Annotated in this window: 16 protein-coding genes and 1 pseudogene; all 17 read left to right on the top strand. The window is 40.3% G+C overall.

Translation table 11 applies throughout. The annotated features are described in order from the left end of the window. The first annotated feature begins 6 nt into the window (after nucleotides 1-6). Nucleotides 7-1,065, top strand: a complete 1,059-nt coding sequence (locus AC06MN_RS13110; RefSeq protein ID WP_475672832.1) for a glycosyltransferase family 2 protein — start codon at nucleotides 7-9, stop codon at nucleotides 1,063-1,065. After that, nucleotides 1,058-2,050 (top strand): glycosyltransferase family 2 protein, encoded by a 993-nt coding sequence (locus AC06MN_RS13105; protein WP_475672831.1) that lies wholly within the window; start codon nucleotides 1,058-1,060, stop codon nucleotides 2,048-2,050. Before AC06MN_RS13110 ends, AC06MN_RS13105 begins: the two co-directional genes overlap by 8 nt. Nucleotides 2,051-2,139: 89 nt before the next feature. Next, nucleotides 2,140-3,501, top strand: a pseudogene (locus AC06MN_RS13100) (ATP-binding protein). 54 nt (nucleotides 3,502-3,555) lie between these two features. Continuing rightward, complete coding sequence (locus AC06MN_RS13095; RefSeq protein ID WP_475672830.1) at nucleotides 3,556-4,848, top strand: ABC transporter ATP-binding protein; 1,293 nt, start codon at nucleotides 3,556-3,558, stop codon at nucleotides 4,846-4,848. 13 nt (nucleotides 4,849-4,861) lie between these two features. Continuing rightward, the gene (locus AC06MN_RS13090) at nucleotides 4,862-5,806 is read left to right on the top strand and encodes a hypothetical protein (RefSeq protein ID WP_475672829.1); all 945 of its coding nucleotides are present in this window, start codon (nucleotides 4,862-4,864) and stop codon (nucleotides 5,804-5,806) included. Between the two features lie 3 nt (nucleotides 5,807-5,809). Continuing rightward, nucleotides 5,810-7,048 carry a glycosyltransferase gene (locus AC06MN_RS13085; protein ID WP_475672828.1) on the top strand — a complete coding sequence of 413 codons (1,239 nt, stop codon included), beginning with the start codon at nucleotides 5,810-5,812 and terminating at the stop codon, nucleotides 7,046-7,048. 5 nt (nucleotides 7,049-7,053) lie between these two features. Further along, nucleotides 7,054-7,932: an alpha-1,2-fucosyltransferase gene (locus AC06MN_RS13080; RefSeq protein ID WP_475672827.1), complete on the top strand. Its 879-nt coding sequence runs from the start codon at nucleotides 7,054-7,056 to the stop codon at nucleotides 7,930-7,932. Then, nucleotides 7,929-8,825, top strand: coding sequence for a glycosyltransferase family 2 protein (locus AC06MN_RS13075; RefSeq protein WP_475672826.1), 897 nt, complete (start codon nucleotides 7,929-7,931; stop codon nucleotides 8,823-8,825). The genes AC06MN_RS13080 and AC06MN_RS13075 overlap by 4 nt, the downstream gene beginning before the upstream one ends. A 27-nt stretch (nucleotides 8,826-8,852) precedes the next feature. Then, nucleotides 8,853-9,905 (top strand): hypothetical protein, encoded by a 1,053-nt coding sequence (locus tag AC06MN_RS13070; protein ID WP_475672825.1) that lies wholly within the window; start codon nucleotides 8,853-8,855, stop codon nucleotides 9,903-9,905. Nucleotides 9,906-9,943: 38 nt separating this feature from the next. Continuing rightward, the gene (locus AC06MN_RS13065) at nucleotides 9,944-10,600 is read left to right on the top strand and encodes a DUF1919 domain-containing protein (protein ID WP_475672824.1); all 657 of its coding nucleotides are present in this window, start codon (nucleotides 9,944-9,946) and stop codon (nucleotides 10,598-10,600) included. Further along, nucleotides 10,600-11,328, top strand: coding sequence for a polysaccharide deacetylase family protein (locus tag AC06MN_RS13060; RefSeq protein WP_475672823.1), 729 nt, complete (start codon nucleotides 10,600-10,602; stop codon nucleotides 11,326-11,328). Before AC06MN_RS13065 ends, AC06MN_RS13060 begins: the two co-directional genes overlap by 1 nt. Nucleotides 11,329-11,343: 15 nt before the next feature. Continuing rightward, nucleotides 11,344-12,270 (top strand): glycosyltransferase family 2 protein, encoded by a 927-nt coding sequence (locus tag AC06MN_RS13055; protein ID WP_475672822.1) that lies wholly within the window; start codon nucleotides 11,344-11,346, stop codon nucleotides 12,268-12,270. Further along, nucleotides 12,267-13,145, top strand: coding sequence for a glycosyltransferase family 2 protein (locus AC06MN_RS13050; protein ID WP_475672821.1), 879 nt, complete (start codon nucleotides 12,267-12,269; stop codon nucleotides 13,143-13,145). Before AC06MN_RS13055 ends, AC06MN_RS13050 begins: the two co-directional genes overlap by 4 nt. Before the next feature lie 9 nt (nucleotides 13,146-13,154). Beyond that, entirely contained in the window at nucleotides 13,155-14,132 is a 978-nt protein-coding gene (locus AC06MN_RS13045; RefSeq protein ID WP_475672820.1) for a glycosyltransferase, read from the top strand. Nucleotides 14,133-14,224: 92 nt separating this feature from the next. After that, nucleotides 14,225-15,625, top strand: coding sequence for a hypothetical protein (locus tag AC06MN_RS13040; RefSeq protein WP_475672819.1), 1,401 nt, complete (start codon nucleotides 14,225-14,227; stop codon nucleotides 15,623-15,625). A 16-nt stretch (nucleotides 15,626-15,641) separates the two neighbouring features. Beyond that, the gene (locus tag AC06MN_RS13035; RefSeq protein ID WP_475672818.1) at nucleotides 15,642-16,751 is read left to right on the top strand and encodes a glycosyltransferase family 4 protein; all 1,110 of its coding nucleotides are present in this window, start codon (nucleotides 15,642-15,644) and stop codon (nucleotides 16,749-16,751) included. Beyond that, nucleotides 16,748-17,677 carry an ATP-grasp fold amidoligase family protein gene (locus AC06MN_RS13030; RefSeq protein WP_475672817.1) on the top strand — a complete coding sequence of 310 codons (930 nt, stop codon included), beginning with the start codon at nucleotides 16,748-16,750 and terminating at the stop codon, nucleotides 17,675-17,677. The genes AC06MN_RS13035 and AC06MN_RS13030 overlap by 4 nt, the downstream gene beginning before the upstream one ends. The last annotated feature ends 9 nt before the right edge of the window (nucleotides 17,678-17,686 follow it).

Below are 17,686 nucleotides of genomic sequence, written 5' to 3'. Positions count from 1 at the left end.
TTGGGTATGGATTCCAATATAGAAAACACACAAAATCCATTGGTTTTTGTTGAATGCATGACTTTTAATCACGTCAATTACATTGAAGATGCAATGAAGGGCTTTGTCATGCAGCAGACGGATTTCCCGTATGTGGCTGTTGTAGTAGATGATGCTTCAATGGATGGCGAACCGGAGGTGATCAAACGATTTTTGGAAAAAGAGTTTGATATGGCTTCTTCCGTGCAGGATGAAACGGAGGATTATGTCAGGGTGGTGGCAAAGCATAAGACTAATGAGAATTGTACATTTGTTGTCGTGTTTTTGAAGTATAACCATTACAGCATAAAGAAGACGAAATTACCTTATTTTAAAGAATGGCATGACAATGCCAAATACATTGCTCTTTGTGAAGGTGACGATTACTGGACGGATTCATTGAAGTTGCAGAAGCAGGTGGATTTTTTGGAGGAGCATGAAGAGTATGGTTTTATTGGAGCAAATTGTATGGTGTGTAAAGGTGATGAGTTGACTGATGATATTGATTGGTTTGCAAAAGGCGATTATCTTGTTGAAAATGGCGTGAAAGAGCTGGGAAATGTATTTGAATCGGCAATTTGTGGTCCCGTGACCAGAACATGTACTCTTTTGTATAAAAAAAAGATAATAGATGAATTTCCTATGAAAAGTATGGGAGATTTGTCTTTACAAGCTATATTGGCACATGAATCTGCTTTTGCAAGATTAGAAGGCTGCTCTTGTGTATATAGAATTCATGAAAGCGGTTTGTCAAATTCAAAATCTTTTGAGATTAAGCTTATGTATCATAAATGGTTGGTCGCAAATCGAAAGTTTTTAAGCGAAGCATTTCCGGATAAGTGCTCTTTTGATGAACTTGAATTCGCTGATAGAGAAAACTATATTTATTTGCGTCACTACATAAATGTTTTCCGTTTTAATAAGGCTCTTAATAGAAAAAGGCAACTTGTCACAGACGAATACAAGAATAAAATGTTTTCGAAATATTTATTGGGTTATTTTAGTGCATTTGTTTTGTTCGTTTTGATGAAATTTAGACATGAATAATTCACTTCTCCAAATCGTAATGACCCCAGTTCGTAATGAGGCTTGGGTGTTGAACGCTTTTTTGAAAGCGACTTCGTTGTGGGCCGACTATATCATCATAGCCGACCAGATGTCGACTGATGGAAGCCGAGATATTTATGGCAAGTACCCTAAGGTGATTGTCATTGATAACACAAATCCGAATTTCAATGAAGCCGAAAGGCAGGCCATGCTCGTCAAGAAAGCGAGGGAGGTTGCCAATGGCCGCGACACGCTGCTTTGGGGGTTGGATGCTGATGAAATACTGCCGGCCAATTGGCGGGAAACGGAAGATGGCCGACATATATTGAATTCAATCCCAGGAGATGTGTTCTGTTTTAAATGGGCTCAGCTTGCACCCGATAAGAAACATTACGGTGATTCTCCGTATTATCCCTGGCTGTTTCATGATGATGGTGTTGAGCCTCATGGCAATTATGTGAGAAATATGCACTCAATGCGCATACCTTATCCTATTGAAGAAAAACAGATGTATTATGTTAAGGATTTCCGTGTGCTGCATTGTGGCTTGTTGGATCCGAACAGAATTGCAGCGAAGAACCGGTTCTATCAGTTCGTGGACTGGGAGATGAACCATAGAAGCCCGGTTTCGTTGGCAACAAGCTATGCTCAACATAGAATAGAAAATCAGAAAAATGACATTCGTTTTGAGTTGGAGCCTCAATCAATAGCTTTTCCCTTTGATTTTTGGGATAGTTTAGAAATACACTCAACCCACACATGGTTCGATGATTATGTATTTGAGCGTCTTAACAAGTATCCGATGGCGAAATTGAGAAAATTGGACATTTGGGATGAAGCGTTCTTAAAGTATTATAAGATCGAGGATCGGAGAACGCTAATTGACAAAGTGATTCATGGCTATTTTCACAAGGTTAACCATAAGGAATCCAAATCGATCATAGTGCGTTTCATAAACAAGATTTTGAAGAAAATATATATTTGATTTATGTCCACAGCAATAGAATTTAATAACAAATCGCAGCTGATTGGATTATTATGCAGGTGAAACATAATGTTTGTCAAGCATAGTAGATGGAATTCGTCGATAGGATAGATGAAATGGCACGTTTGAAGGCGGCTTTGAATAGAACGGCACCTTCGTTTGTGGCAATTTATGGTCGCCGCAGAGTCGGGAAGTCGGCTTTGATTCAGAGAGTTTTGGGCGATGGCGATATTTATTATCTTGCCACCGAAGTCGATGCAGCCTTGCAGCGCGAGCTGGTGGCGAAAACGGCGTCATCCGTTTTCGAAGGATTGGACATCGTATCCTATAACGATTGGGAATCCCTGCTGCTTGCCATTAATTTTAGGGTGACGGAGAAATTCACCTTGTGTTTCGATGAGTTTCCGTACATGGTGCGGACGAGTCCTGAGCTACCGTCGGTCATTTAGAAAATGGTCGATTCCCATGTTCTGAAATACAATCTGATTGTTTGCGGGTCGTCGCAGCAGTCGATGTATTCCTTGCTCTTGGATTCAACTTCACCTATCTATGGTCGTGCCGACCTTCTGATGAAGGTGAATCCTTTACGCATTCCTTTCATTCAGGAGGCTTTGCAACTGACCCCCATTGAAAGCGTTGAAAACTTTGCTGTATTGGGCGGAGTTCCCCGTTATTGGTGCGTTAGGGAAGCATACGGTTCGCTGGAGGATATGCTCTGGTCGGAGTTGTTTCATGTGAACGGCACTTTGTATGAGGAAGCGGGTCGTTTGCTGCGGGATGATGTGAAAGACCCGGTGAAGGCTTCGACGATTTTGTCGTATGTGGGGACGGGATCAGCGAAAGTCTCGGAGATAGCCAGCCGTTGCGGAGAACCCGCCACCAATCTGTCGCGGCCTTTGGCAAAACTCATCGAACTCGGCTATCTGAAGAAAGACATCCCTTTCGGCGAGAATGAGAAGAAAGCGAAGAAAAGTCTGTATAAAGTTTCGGACTCTTTTTTCGGAATCTATTACAAGTACCTTGTTCCTTTCCGTTCCTTTATCGAGATGGGTAGGACAGTCCCTCTGAAGAATGCTTTTGAAAACACCTTCAGCGATTATGTCGGCATGGTTTGGGAAGACATCTGTCGTGATGCGGTTTCGGGCAATGTGATTGACGGTGTAGTTTACGGTAAGGCAAGCCGCTGGTGGCGTTCGGTGAACCGTGACCTGACAGTGGAAGTGGATGTGGTAGCTGAATCGGTTGACCACAGCACAATGCTTGTGGGTGAATGTAAGTGGACGAATGAGGAGAATGCCATGTCGTTGCTGAATGAGCTTGAAGAGAAGGTGAAATATATGCCTTTCGCTGCTGGACGAAAGATAGTGCCAGCGCTTTTCCTTAAGAAAAAGCCTCAGCATCCTACAGGTTTCGAACTATATCCGGTTCAAGTGCTGGCAATGAGCAGATAGATAAAAAACAGAATAAGAGTAGTTTAATGTAAAAATAGAATTTGGAAAGAATTTATGTCCACAGCAATAGAATTTGAAAACATATCCAAGCAGTACCGCTTGGGATTAGTGAGTACCAAAACCCTTAGCCACGACATCCGCAGGTTTTGGATTACCAATGTATTGGGAAAGGAAGACCCGTATCTTAAAATCGGCGAAACCAACGACCGATCCACAAAAGGCAGTTCGGAATATGTGTGGGCCTTACGCGACATCAACTTCAAGGTGGAGCAGGGCGATGTGGTTGGCATCATTGGCAAGAATGGCGCCGGAAAGAGTACGCTCTTGAAATTACTCTCGAAGGTTACTGGCCCTACAACGGGAACCATCCGTGCCAAAGGCCGAATTGGTTCGTTGCTTGAGGTGGGTACAGGTTTCCATCCTGAAATGACAGGGCGCGAGAACATATACTTGAATGGAGCTATTTTGGGAATGACCAAGAACGATATAGCAAAGAAATTGGATGAAATCGTTGACTTTTCGGGCTGTGAACGTTATATCGATACACCTGTAAAGAGATACTCGTCTGGCATGACGGTTCGTTTGGGATTTGCTGTTGCTGCTCACCTCGACCCTGAAATTCTTGTCGTTGACGAGGTGCTTGCCGTTGGTGATGCGGAATTCCAGAAAAAGGCTATTGGCAAGATGAAGGATGTGAGCCAAGGCGAAGGAAGAACGGTCTTGTTCGTGAGCCATAACATGACAGCAGTCAAGAATTTGTGCAAAACAGGTGTGATTTTGGAAAAGGGTTCTGTTAAATATACGGGAACGGCTGAAGATGCAGTGCATGAATATTTGGGGAATAACATTTCCGATCTGATTACGTATTGTGAACCAAATAATAAGAATCGACCGTATGAGACCAATATGTTTTTGGAAGTAATGTCTGTAAAGTTATTGAACGGGCATACGGATATTGCATTGGATGAAGATCTTGAGATTGAACTTGTTATTCGTAGAAATCATCCATCTCAAAAGGAATTTACCTGCGAAATGATGATTGAAGATATTGAGGACAAGCAAGTCGGATCCTTTATTTCTCCATTGCTGGCAATCCCTGATAATAAAGATTTGTTTACTGTCAGATTAAGAGTCGGACATCATAATCTGGCAAATGGGAAGTACAAGGTCGCCTTCAATATTGGATATAAAGTTGATGCGTATGGCTTCACAGATTACGATTTGGTTTATAATGTTTTGTCTTTTGAAATGAAGTATAGAGATAAGGCAACTAAGACACCATTGTCGTTTTGGCGTTATGAATGGGGACATAGTAGGTTCTCAGATACGGAAATTAGCATTGAATAATCGTTAAATTGTTATGACAAATTTAGCTCCAGTAGTCCTATTCGTTTATAATCGTACCGATCATGTGCGCAAAACGGTAGAAGCTTTGCTCAATAATGAACTTGTAGAGGATACGGATCTGATTGTTTATGCCGATGGTCCTAAAGAGGGTGCAACGGAACAGACAAAACAGCAAATTCAAGCAGTTCGTGAGTATGTGTCCTCTGTTTCTGGATTTAAGTCCATTGAATTGCATTTCGCTGAAAAAAACATTGGATGTGCCGATTCCATTATCCAAGGCGTGACGGAAACCGTGAATCGTTTCGGGAAAGTGATTGTGGTTGAAGATGATATTGTAACCAATCGGTTTTTTTTGAGGTTCATGAACGAAGGGCTGCGGTTTTATGAAAAAGATAAACGTATTTTTACTTTAGGAGCGACAAGCATTGGCATAACACTTCCGGAAAATTATAAATATGATGTTTATCTTTCCTGCCGTTCGGTTTCGTGGGGCTGGGCAACATGGAGCGATCGTTGGGCTTTGGCTGATTGGAATATAGAGCAATATGACATCATTAAGCATCCCAACTGGTGGCGCGTGAAGAGCTTTAACCGAGGGGGAGAAGATTTGTATGATATGTTGCTGATGCAACTGCATGGTGAAATTGATGCCTGGGACATCCGTTGGGAATATTGTATCCATCAACATCATGGCTATACGGTCGTTCCTGTCAAATCCTTTGCAAGTAATTGCGGAATGGATAATTCTGGTACTCATTGTGGGGCTTCTTTGGGGTATGTTTTTACGCCTGACTATGAAAAGGAAGTGTTTGATGTCAGCTTTGTAGAAAGGATTAGGCCAAATGGTAAAATATTGAAATCGTATCATGATTTCTTTAAATATGAAAAGGTTTCCTTGGTAAAGAAAGCAAAGAGAAGAGTGAAAGCTATGCTTCGCAAGATGAGAGTCATAAAATAAAGGATGAAAGTTCTTCACATCACATATACTACATCAGGTGGAGCTGGCATAGCTGTATTGCGTCTGCATAAAGCGCTTCTGGAACAAGGCATCGAAAGTAAGGTGCTCGTCGGGCAGACCAATATCGTTTCTGATGATATTGTTAAAGCGACAGAAACTATGCGAGGCCGCTATAAGGTTCCGAATATTCCTGTGCTTGACAAGATTATCCGTGCATTGCGTCGTAAGGGCAAATGCATGACTCCGATGGAAAAGATGGAATTTGAGCTTGCAAAACTTGACAGGAAATATCCTGCATATTTCGACTTGCCTTTGTCTTCGTTTGAATTGGAGAAACACCCGTTGGTCGCTTGGGTGGATGTCATAAATATTCATTGGATTTCGGGATATGTGGATTTCCCAACGTTTTTTGCAAACGTCAAGAAACCGGTAGTTTGGACAATGCACGATCTGAATCCTATGTATGGCGGTTTCCATCATGTCCGTTTGCGTGAAAAGTATTACAATCAGTATGAGAGTCTGGAAAAAGAAAGTTACAATGTGAAAAAAAAGGCTCTTGCAGGTTTCGGAAACTTGACATTGATAGCTTTGTCAAGTGAAATGGAAAGGCTGATGAAAGAGCATGAATTCTATAAGGAAAGGCAGATATTCAAAATACACAATTGTGTTGAGCCTTCTGCTTCCCCCATTGTGGAAAAGGCTGTGCTGCGTAATATGTTGGAATGGCCTATTGACAAAAAAATATTGCTGTTCGTCAATAAAAACATGAATGATTCGGAAAAAGGTTTAAGCGAATTGCTGGAATCTCTGGATATGATGGATTCGGACAATATCATGTTGGCCTGTGTTGGCGATGGTTATGTTCCTTGCAGTAAAAAACAGATTGATGTTCGCCACTATCGTTCTGTCAGTGATGCAATTTGGCTGAAATTATTATATTCTGCTGCTGATTTTCTTGTGCAGCCATCCCATCAGGAAGCATTCCCTCTGACGCCGATTGAAGCTTTGTGCTGTGGGACTCCTGTGATTATTACGCCAGTCAGTGGTGCTAAAGACATGATTAATGAAGACAATGGTGTCGTATCATCAGGATATGCGCCGGTTGATATTTCGGAAGCCATAAAATTGGCTCTTGGCAGGCGATACGATTCCGAGAGAATAAGGAGTTGCGCTATTGAAAACTATTCTCCGCAGCATGTGGCAAAGCAATATATTGATGTTTATCAACATGTTTTAAGCTGAAAGTTATGGATGTTGTCTTGATATTCAACGGACTCGGAAATCAAATGTCGCAATATGCCTTTTATCTTGCGAAGAAAAAGCAAGACCCGAGGACAAAATGCTTGTATTTTCCGGAACCAGGCACATGCCAACACAACGGCTATGAATTGGACAGGTTGTTTGGCGTAAAAATGAAAAACCGGCCTGATACCTTCTTGGGACGTTTTTTTTCATGGTATAACTGGTCGCAGGTTTGCGACAGCCGCAAACGGCATTGGCTGCGTGTCATTATGAAGCAGTTGCATGTTTCGTTAAAGCGAGAACCATCGTATGCTGCTGACCCTGAAATGCTTAATTCGGTCGAACATGGCGTGAGGTTCCTGTATGGCGGGTGGCATTGCGAGGATAATTTCAAAAGTGTTGAAAACGAAGTCCGCAATCTTTATTCGTTTGACGACAACCTGCTGAACGATAAGGGATGCGAAATCTTAAAGCAAATTGAAAGTGAAAATAGTGTTTCGGTTCATGTCCGTAGAGGTGATTTTCTTACAGATGGCTTTGGTGGAATATGTACTAAGGAATACTATGACAGCGCTCTTGCTTATATGAACAGCCATGTCGGGAATCCTCACTATTTTGTGTTTTCCGATGACATGGAATGGTCAAGAGAGAACCTCAAATGTGAGAATGTCACGTTTGTTGACATCCATCACGGAAAAGACTCGTGGAAGGACATGATGCTGATGAGCCGATGCAAGCATAATATTAATGCAAATAGCACTTTCAGTTGGTGGGGCGCCTGGTTGAATGATAATAAAGGAAAAATAGTTGTCGTGCCGGAACGGTTTTCACAAAGGTTGGATTCAGGAGCAATTTATCCAAAGGAGTGGATTAGAATAAAATGAAAAAGATTTTTGTCATTATTGTTACTTATAAAGGAAAGTATTGGTACGACCGTTGTTTTCAATCGTTGCGTGCCAGCACTTATCCTGTTACCACTATTGTTGTGGATAATAATTCCGGAGATGGCAGTGTGGCCTATATCCGCGCTAATTATCCTGAAGTGATTGTTTTCGAGAACAAGGAGAATCTTGGTTTTGGCAATGCCAATAATGTAGGCATGAAATATGCAAGGGAACATGGCTGCGATTATGTTTTCCTGCTGAATCAGGACACTTGGGTCGAACCTGACATGATGGAAAAACTGGTTTCGGCGGCAGAAAAGCATCCTGAATATGGGGTGTATAGTCCGGTGCATCTGTCTGTTGACAATAAAAGGATTAATATGCAGCTTCAGTTCCCGAATTCAAGAAGCTTTATCAGTGATGCTTATTGTGGCACGATGCAGGAAGTATATGATATTACCTATTCGAACGCAGCGGGCTGGTTGATTCCGCGAAGGACGTTGGAAACTGTTGGCGGCTTCACGCCGATGATTTATCATTATGGAGAGGATGATGATTACATGAATCGCCTAAAGTATTTCGGAATGCCAATGGCATTGGTTCCGGCTGCACGCATGGTACATGATAGTGGCAAGCGTCTGGACAACGCAGAGGAACTTTCACGGTATTCAAATACATACGATCCGGAAACTTTTATTGACCCGCGTTCTTCAAAATCGGTGCTGTCGATGCGCGCCCATTATTTGTTTAAGGCTTTGTCGCGTTGGCTTCATGGCGATAAAAATGGCAGTGAGAGCTATTTGCGCCATTATCAGTATCTTCGTGAACATGTTAAGGAGATTAAGTATTATCGTTCATGTAATACTGTGAAGCAGCCCAATTGGATTCAATGAAATAAATGATATAGCTTTTGAAAGATAATGAATGAAACATTGACTTATAAGGTGTTCACCATTGCCGATTTGGAAGATTGGCTGGTAAACAATAAAGCGAATGGCATATCGGATAGGATTATTTCGCGTACACGCGCTTATGCTTTCATCAACAATCCGCATGCCAGGAAAGAGGATGCGGTCATAGCGGCAGTATTTGACGGTGATGTTGCAATAGGCTATACGGCGGCTTTCTCCGAAAAATGGGTGCGCCCGGCTTTGTCAGACCGATATTTCTGGGGATCGACACAGTGGCTTGAACCTGAATATAGGGGGAAAGGTGCATCATGGAATATGATGCGTCAGATAAAAGATGCTGTGGGTGAGAAGTATATCGCCTTGGAATCGACAGAGGCTTCTTGCAAATTGGATCATAAGCAAGGATATGCCATATCTTATTACCCAAAGTATTTCCTGAACTTGAAGACTACTTGTCGCAGCCCGAAGGCATTGCTTAAAAAGAAATTGATGGAATATAAGAACAAGAACGCGTTTGAGTCGTTAAATCAATATAAGTATTCCAATCGTCATGTGCCTTTGATTGATGAAGAGACCTACGCTTTTATTGTGGCTCATAGCGAAAAAGATTTATTCTTGCGTCAGCGTGACTACTTGAATTGGCAAATTCATTTTCCGTTTTTACAAGCTGTAGATCGTAGGTTTGAGAAGAAAACGGGCTGCGAATTTGGCTCCGATGTTGAGTCACTTTCTGTCCAGATGGTTCAGGTATATCGGGAAGAAAGACTTTGTGGATTTTATGTTTTGAATTGTGTGAACAAGAGATGCAAGCCTTTATATCTTTATTATGATACAAATGACAAGGAATTTGTTTTCGCATCGTTGCTGCAGAATGTGTTCTCAATGGATTTGATGCAATTTTCCACATTTTCAAAGGACTTGTTCGACTTTATGAGAAATGTCGGCTTTTGCGGAATGAATTCCAAGCATGTTGTGGAACAGGTTTCGTTGACGTTACCACCTGGTTTTACGGTTGACGAGTCGTTGAATATTCAAGGGGGAGATGGCGATATGGTGTGCTGAAAGGCGTGTCTCACATTTTATGAAATTGATTTGGAAAGATGAAATCATCTGTGCATCGGCTGAAGAATCGAGTGGTTAAGTTTCTGCGTTCAATGGTTACGGCAAGATATCGCTCGAAATTGAAAAATCACGGTTTTACTATAATAGCTAATAATTGTATCGGAGGCATAATATACCATGACTTGCATGAACGTTTTTGCTCTCCAACGATAAATTTGGATATTTGTCCTAAAGACTTTGTCGTTATTTGTGAGCATTTGCCGTATTATTTGTCTTTGCCTATAAAAGAGATTCCTTCGGATACAAATTGTCCTGTGGGCGTTATTCTTGGAGAATATGGGAGTGTGAGAATCAATTTTCGTCATTACAAGACATTTGAGGAAGGATTAGAGAAATGGAATGAACGGAAAAAGCGAATAGATTGGGATAATTTGTTTGTGATTATGGAGGCTCAGTCTGTTGATGAAGCTATATTCAGGCGTTTCGAGTTTATTCCTTTCCAAAACAAGGTCCTATACGCCTCATTCAAAGGAGATTTTGTGGCGGAAATGCCAGAGGCTTTTTATACAGTAGGTTTTTATTGGGGGAAAATCTTGGACTATGCTCAAAATGGTGCTCATAGATATTTGGAACGTTTGGATTATGTTCATTTCTTGAATGGTAAAGGAATACGTTTGAGAAAAATCAGGTTTTAATGATTGTGTTTAGGAAAATCCGTACATTCGGCTATAATTTCGTGCATCCAGTACGGGCTGAAATCTGGCTGTTGCATAGCATTACAAATGAGTTTTCGAAAGATTTCGGTTTGCACCAGTGTGAAGTGACTCCATCTTATTTGGAAAAGATCATCACAGACGCATTGAGTTCTGGGTTTGAGTTCATTTCAGTAGATGGATTTTACGATATTTATGTTTCAAATCAAGGAGAAATATCAAGAAAGAAACATTATATTGTTGTTACACTTGATGATGGTTACAGGAATGTGTATGATGTGGCATATCCTATCTTTAAAAAATATGACATCCCGTTCTGCTTGTTCATTTCGCCTGCCTTGTTAACTGGAGAGGCGAAAGTCAGCGAGACCGAGCCGAAAGAAATGATGACCATAGAGCAACTTCAACTGATTTCCAAGTCTTCGCTTTGTACCGTCGGATCTCATGCCATTTCTCATCAGGCATTGAGCAAGATGCCGATTGAGCTGCAGAAACAGGAATTGGAAAAATCAAAGGCGGATCTTGAAAAGATGGTGGGGAACCCTGTGCGTTTCCTCGCATATCCTTTGGGCGACTATGATGTTGAAACCATAACTGTCGCGAAATCTGTTGGTTACGATATGGCATTTGCGGCGTGGGGAGGATGTCTGAGAAGTGGAGTCGGTTATGATAAATATGCTCTTCCGAGAAGAATTATATTTGATAAATAACGAAATGTGGGCTCTATGATATCAATAGTTATCCCTTTGTATAATAAAGAAAAATCTATTTTGCACACTTTGGCATCTGTTATTAGCCAAAGCCATGCTGATTTTGAGATTATCGTTGTTGACGATGGCTCGACTGATAATAGTTCGGAAGCCGTTAGGAAATGTCAAGATTCAAGGATTAGATTGATATCAAAACAAAACGGAGGGGTGTGTTCTGCTCGTAATCGTGGCATAATGGAGGCAAGAGGCGAGTATGTTGCTCTTCTTGATGCAGACGATATCTGGGATGAACATTATCTGGAAGAGCAGGTAAAGATGATACATGATTTCCCGGATGCAGCCATGTGGGGCATCAATTTTGCCGAAGTGACGGAAGGCGATAGGCTGGTCCGGCGGTTATCAACGGGTTTGCCTGACGGTTATCGTGGCTATGTAGAGCATTACTTTGAGATGCCCGGACGTGTATCGGATTTGTTTTGCTCGAGTAGTGTGGTTATAAGAAAAGATGTTTTTGACAAGGTCGGAATGTTTGATGAGCGGATAAAATATGCTGAAGATGATGATATGTGGTGGCGGATTATTGCAACGCAACGTGTGGCTTTTTACGATCGATATATGGTTTTTTACCAGTTTGATGCAGAAAATAGGGCTTTGAATAGGTATCGCCATTTGAAAGACTATTTGCCGTACTACGTTGATAAGTATGATAAGCCAATATATAAAAAAAATCAGGTCTTTTGGAATTGGATTAACCGATGGAGTGCACAACAAATCCGTTCATTCTATTTTGGTGATGATTGTGTAGAAAAGCAGGATGCTCGAGTTGCGGTAAAAAAACTAGATTATAGTGTAATTCCCTCAAAGTATAGGGCGCTTTATTGTATGCCATTTTTATTTGGAGTAATTTTTAATAAAATTGACCATTTATATCATAGGAAATGATTTCAGTTGTAATCCCTTTATATAATAAGGAGTGTTCAATTAGTGCAACCTTGCAATCGGTGCTTAACCAGACTTATGCCGATTTTGAAATTGTTGTAGTTGACGATGGCTCTACTGACAATAGCGCTGATATTGTAAGTGCATATAATGATAAAAGGATTAGACTCATTCGGAAAACTAATGGTGGCGTTTCTTCTGCCCGGAATGAGGGAATTCTTGCAGCTAAGGGTGAATATATCGCTTTTTTGGATGGGGATGATATTTGGGATTCTCGGTATTTAGAACAATTAGAGAAACTTATTTTCGATTATCCAAACGCAACTATTTATGGTTTGGGGTATGGATGTATGGAAAATGGTAGAAAGGAATTGCAACCTTGTCAATTATATAGGGGATATAGAGGCATTGTCAAAGATGTGTGGAACAACTATCCTGGTTTTTGGACAGGTAGTAGTAGTAGTAGTAGAGCAAATTTGATTTCAGTTGGATTGTTTGATACCCGAATGTCTCATGGGGAGGATATGGATATGTGGTGGAGACTTTTGTTAAAAGGTGATGGCGCAATTGATGGTAAAGGTATTTGGGCATACTATGTTCAAGATTCGGAAAATCGTGCAATGAAGAAATTCATTCCTTTTGAAAAACATATACCTTTTTTTATTGAAAAATATGAGAAATGGCGGAAAGAAAATGCGAGTTTCAGAAAGTTTTGTGATCAAGAATGTCTTTATAGATTATTCCAATATACTTTGATGCCACAATATAAAAAGGATTTAAGAAGAGTTCTCAATCAAATTGATTTCTCACAACAAAAAATGTCTATGAGATTGAGATTCCTTTTTCCAAGATTATATAGATTACACCTGAAAAAATAGGGAAAAATAATGAAACTTTCAATAATCGTTCCCATCTATAAAGTTGAGACGTATCTTTGCAAATGCGTCGACAGCATTTTGAATCAGAATTTACCCAAGGAAGACTACGAAATCATTCTTGTGGATGATGGCTCGCCTGACCGATGTGGTGCCATTTGTGATGAATACGCTTCAAAATATGTCAACATCCGTGTCATTCATAGAGAAAACGGCGGTTTGAGTGCGGCTCGCAATAGCGGCATTGAGATTGCCCAGGGCAAATACCTCCAGTTTGTTGATTCCGATGACTATCTGGAACCGAATGTGCTGAAAACCTTGGTTGAGAAGATGGAAGCGGATAATTTGGATATTCTGCGATTCAATTACCAGAATGTAAATGAAAACTATGAGGTTTTCGAGCCTAACAAGGTGAGCAAGCCTTTTGTCGACTATCGTGAAGAAATTTGTGACGGACTGACTTTTTTGAATGAGCGTATGGGCTTTGCCTGCTATGCATGGCAGTTTATGTTGACTAGAGATTTGCTAAGTGACAGATGGTTCTATTTCAAGGAAGGCATTCACTTTGAGGATATGGAATGGACGCCGAGGGTTTTGCTGCAAGCCCGTAGGGTTACTTCAGTCAGTCTGATGGTTTATGATTACTATGTTCGTGTAGGCTCAATTACAAAAAGTACAGATAAGGCAAAGAAACAGAAATCGTTGCATGACAGGATGGATTTGCTTGATGCCATGCAACAGCAGGAAAAAGAATTGGAAGATAACCGCTGGTTTAAGGGCATGATAGCCCAAACTGCCGTTTCAATTATAGGAACGATAGCCGATGAGTTTTATCCGGAAAGAAAAGCGTATCTCGAAAGTTTGAAAAAGAAACGTTTATTCCCCATATCCTATGCTTATTTGACGAAATATGCGAAGCGGAAAGCCGTGTTGATTAATTTTTCACCATCATTTGCCTGCTGGCTGTTGCATGTCGTGAAAAGAAAATGATAAGGTGGCTTGTTGAAGATAAATTTGGGAACCATTTTTTTGCAAATCTATAGTTGTTCTTTAGAATGTGTGTGAATTGAAAGATGTAGTTTATGATACCATATTTTCCAAAATCTATTGCCAACAAAGGTCTGGCTTTTTATGTAGTCAGCTTGCTTATAGTGAGTGTGGCTTTTATGAGTCATGCCATTTCTTTCTCATGGATGCTGTTGGGGGTGGCCGAGGTTGCACTGTTCTTCTTGATGTCTAACAAATTGACGAAGGAATGGCAGCAGATTTCTGTCAATCATTTTGTGAAGAACCTGTTTTGGACGGCTGTTGCTTTGCGAGTCGTCTGGGTGATATTTTCCTATTTCTTTTATCTTAAGCAGACGGGGCAGCCTTTTGAATTTGATGCGCGTGACGCCATAGGATACCATGAAACGGCAATCTGGCTGTCGGGAATTAGTTGGAGCGATGTTTTCGATTATGAGTTTAAAGTAAAATCAGGTGTTTCGGATTCGGGCTATGAGTTATACTTGACATTGATATATAAGATTTTCGGTGCTAATATTATTATTACCAGATTTCTTAAAGTACTGTGGTCGTCTTTCGCATGTGTCTTGCTTTATAAGTTGGCTGCTCGTGTCATTGGTGAGCAACCAGGTCGAATGGCTGGCGTTTTTGCCATGCTGATGCCTAATTTGATTATTTATTGTGGCTTGCATGTGAAGGAAACGGAAATGCTGTTTCTGACGGTCGCTTTTTTGGAGCGGGCGGACTATGCTTGTAGAGCTTCGAAAATCACTTTTGGAAATGTTTTGGTTGCCCTGTTGCTGGCAGGTAGTCTTTTTTTCTTCCGCACGGTTTTAGGAGCGGTTGCGTTCTTCTCTTTTGTAAGTGCATTGGTTTTTAGCCCGATACATGTAATGAAGAAAGGCAGGAAGGCTATGCTGACGTTTTGGGTGATCTTGGTTGTTGTTTTGGCTATGGGAGGAACGATTGTGAATGAGGTTGAAGAATATTGGAACGATAGGGGAACAAATCAGAATTTAAGGCGAATGGAGCAGACAGCACGAGGCAATCAATGGGCAAAATACGCTACAGGTACGGTAATGGCTCCTATGGTGATGGTTTTGCCTTTCTCAACGATGGTTGATACTGATCAGAATAACCAGTTGATTGTTGGTGGCGGTAATTATGTCCGTAATTTCATGGGAATATTTGTGTTGATAACCTTGTTCAGTGCATTGTTCGTGAAAAAGAATTGGCGTGAATTTGCTTTGGTGGGGTCATTTACAGTAGGCTACTTGGGCATCATTTCTCTCAGTGGCTTTGCCAATTCGGAGCGTTTTTTGCTGCCAGGCGTAATAGGTCTGATAATCATGTGGGCTTACGGCATATCCATTCTGAACGCTAAAAGCATGAAATTTGTGAAGGCGTGGTATGTTATTGTTATACTGATGGAAGTCGGCTGGGCTTACTTTAAGATTGGTAGTAGAGGATTGTTGTAAATATTGGTTAATAATAATGAAAATAGCTTTTTATTTGGGAACTTTGAATAGAGGAGGAGCTGAAACACTTGTGTTAGATGTTTGTAACATGAGAAAAAATGCTCCATTTCAAATGTGTTGCATTTATAGGAATGATGGGACATATTCTGAATCATTTCGGCAATCTGGAGCGGACTTGTTAAAGTTGGAAAAGAGGAAAAGCCTGCTTTTATATATGTTAAGGCTTAGACGGATGGTACTGTCGAATCACATAGATATTGTTCATGCACAGACCCCTTCCAATGCAATGATTTGCGTTTTAGCATTGGCTTTTACAAAAGTCAAATTGGTTACAACGTTTCACGGATTCACATTTTCGGATTCTAAGAAAATATTTCGAAACATTGTATATCGGAATAGCAAAAAGATTATATGTGTTAGTGAATATGAAAAACATTATTACGAGGGAAAATGGAATTTGCCAATTGATAATAAGATAAGTGTAGTGTATAATGGTATAGATTATTCCAAGTTGGATAGACTAACAAAGACGGTTGATAATGAGTTGATGTTGCCGGAAAAGAATTTGAATATGATGATGGTGGGCAGTTTCGTTTCGGTTCGCTCTCAATTGTTTGTTTGCCATGTATTGGCAGAATTGTATAAAAAACAAATTCCATTTGATTTCTTTTTTGTTGGAAGAAAGGACGATGCTGAAAGTCGGTATTATAATGATTGTGTCTCTTATTGTATGCAGAATGGGCTAATGGATTGTGTCCATTTTTTAGGTGTTAGAACTGATGTGCCAGAATTGCTCAAGAAAATGGATCTTTTTTTATACGCATCGAATAGCGATACTTTTGGAATAGCCGTTTTGGAAGCTCTTGCTGCGGGTGTGCCTGTCATTGTGAATGACTGGGTGGTGATGAAGGATATCACGGAGAATGGCAAATACGCTGAATTATATAAGACCGATGATGTGAATGATTGCATGGAGAAAATCATCCGTTTTATTGAAAATAAAAACAATAATGCAGATGAACTTTCGGAAAGAAATAGAACTGTTGCAGCTGAAATCCGACAAAAATACTCCATTGAAAATCATATTAGGAAGTTAAATAATGTATATCAATCTTGCATGAAATGAGAAATCCTGTAAAAAACGCTTTTCGAGCTTTATTCCATGATCCAAGACATTTGGTGTTTGCTATTTTTCGACGTGTTCCCTGGTTAATTCCCAATGATGAATTGTATGTGAAGATTTACTATTGGTTAGAGATGAGAAAACCATTGAATCTGGATAACCCCAAGACTTTTAATGAAAAACTTCAATGGTTAAAACTATATGATAGGCAACCAGAATATGTTCGGATGGTTGACAAATATGAAGTGAAACAATATGTGGCTGATAAAGTCGGAAGCCAATATGTAGTTCCGAATCTTGGCGTTTGGGATAAGCCGTCTCAGATAGATTGGAATGCTTTGCCCAATCAGTTTGTTATTAAGACAAATCACGATGGCGGTGGAAATGGAATTGTTATTTGTAAAGATAAGAATTGTTTTGATAAGAGGAAAGCTTTGAGAGAATTAAGGCATTCTTATCGTAGAAATTCATATCTGATAGGCCGCGAATGGCCGTATAAAAATGTGAAAAAGAGAATAATGGCTGAAATGTATTTAGAGGATAATGTTTATCAAGAGCTTCGCGATTATAAATTTTATTGTTTTGATGGCATGGTGAAAGTTATGTTAATTGCTTCTGGACGGGGAGGAGGTCATACGATGATGAATTACTATGATGAAAACTTTAAAATGTTGGACTTGGATCAAGGTCATCCTCATATTCCTGGTAATATGTTGAAACCTAAAACGTTTGATGAAATGAAGAAAATAGCATCAATTTTGTCAAAAGGAATACCTCAAGTTAGGGTTGATCTATATGAAGTGAACGGGAAAGTGTATTTTGGGGAATTGACATTTTTTGATTCTGGTGGAACGGCATCTTTCCACCCCCAAAAATGGGATGAAAAATTTGGCTCATGGATAAAATTGCCGGAAAAGACAATAAATTGATTTGTTATT

It is taken from the genome of Candidatus Limimorpha sp. (genome assembly GCF_056203535.1).
The sequence above is the reverse complement of the archived record's forward strand: the minus strand, read 5'-3'. Positions and strand labels throughout refer to the sequence as shown.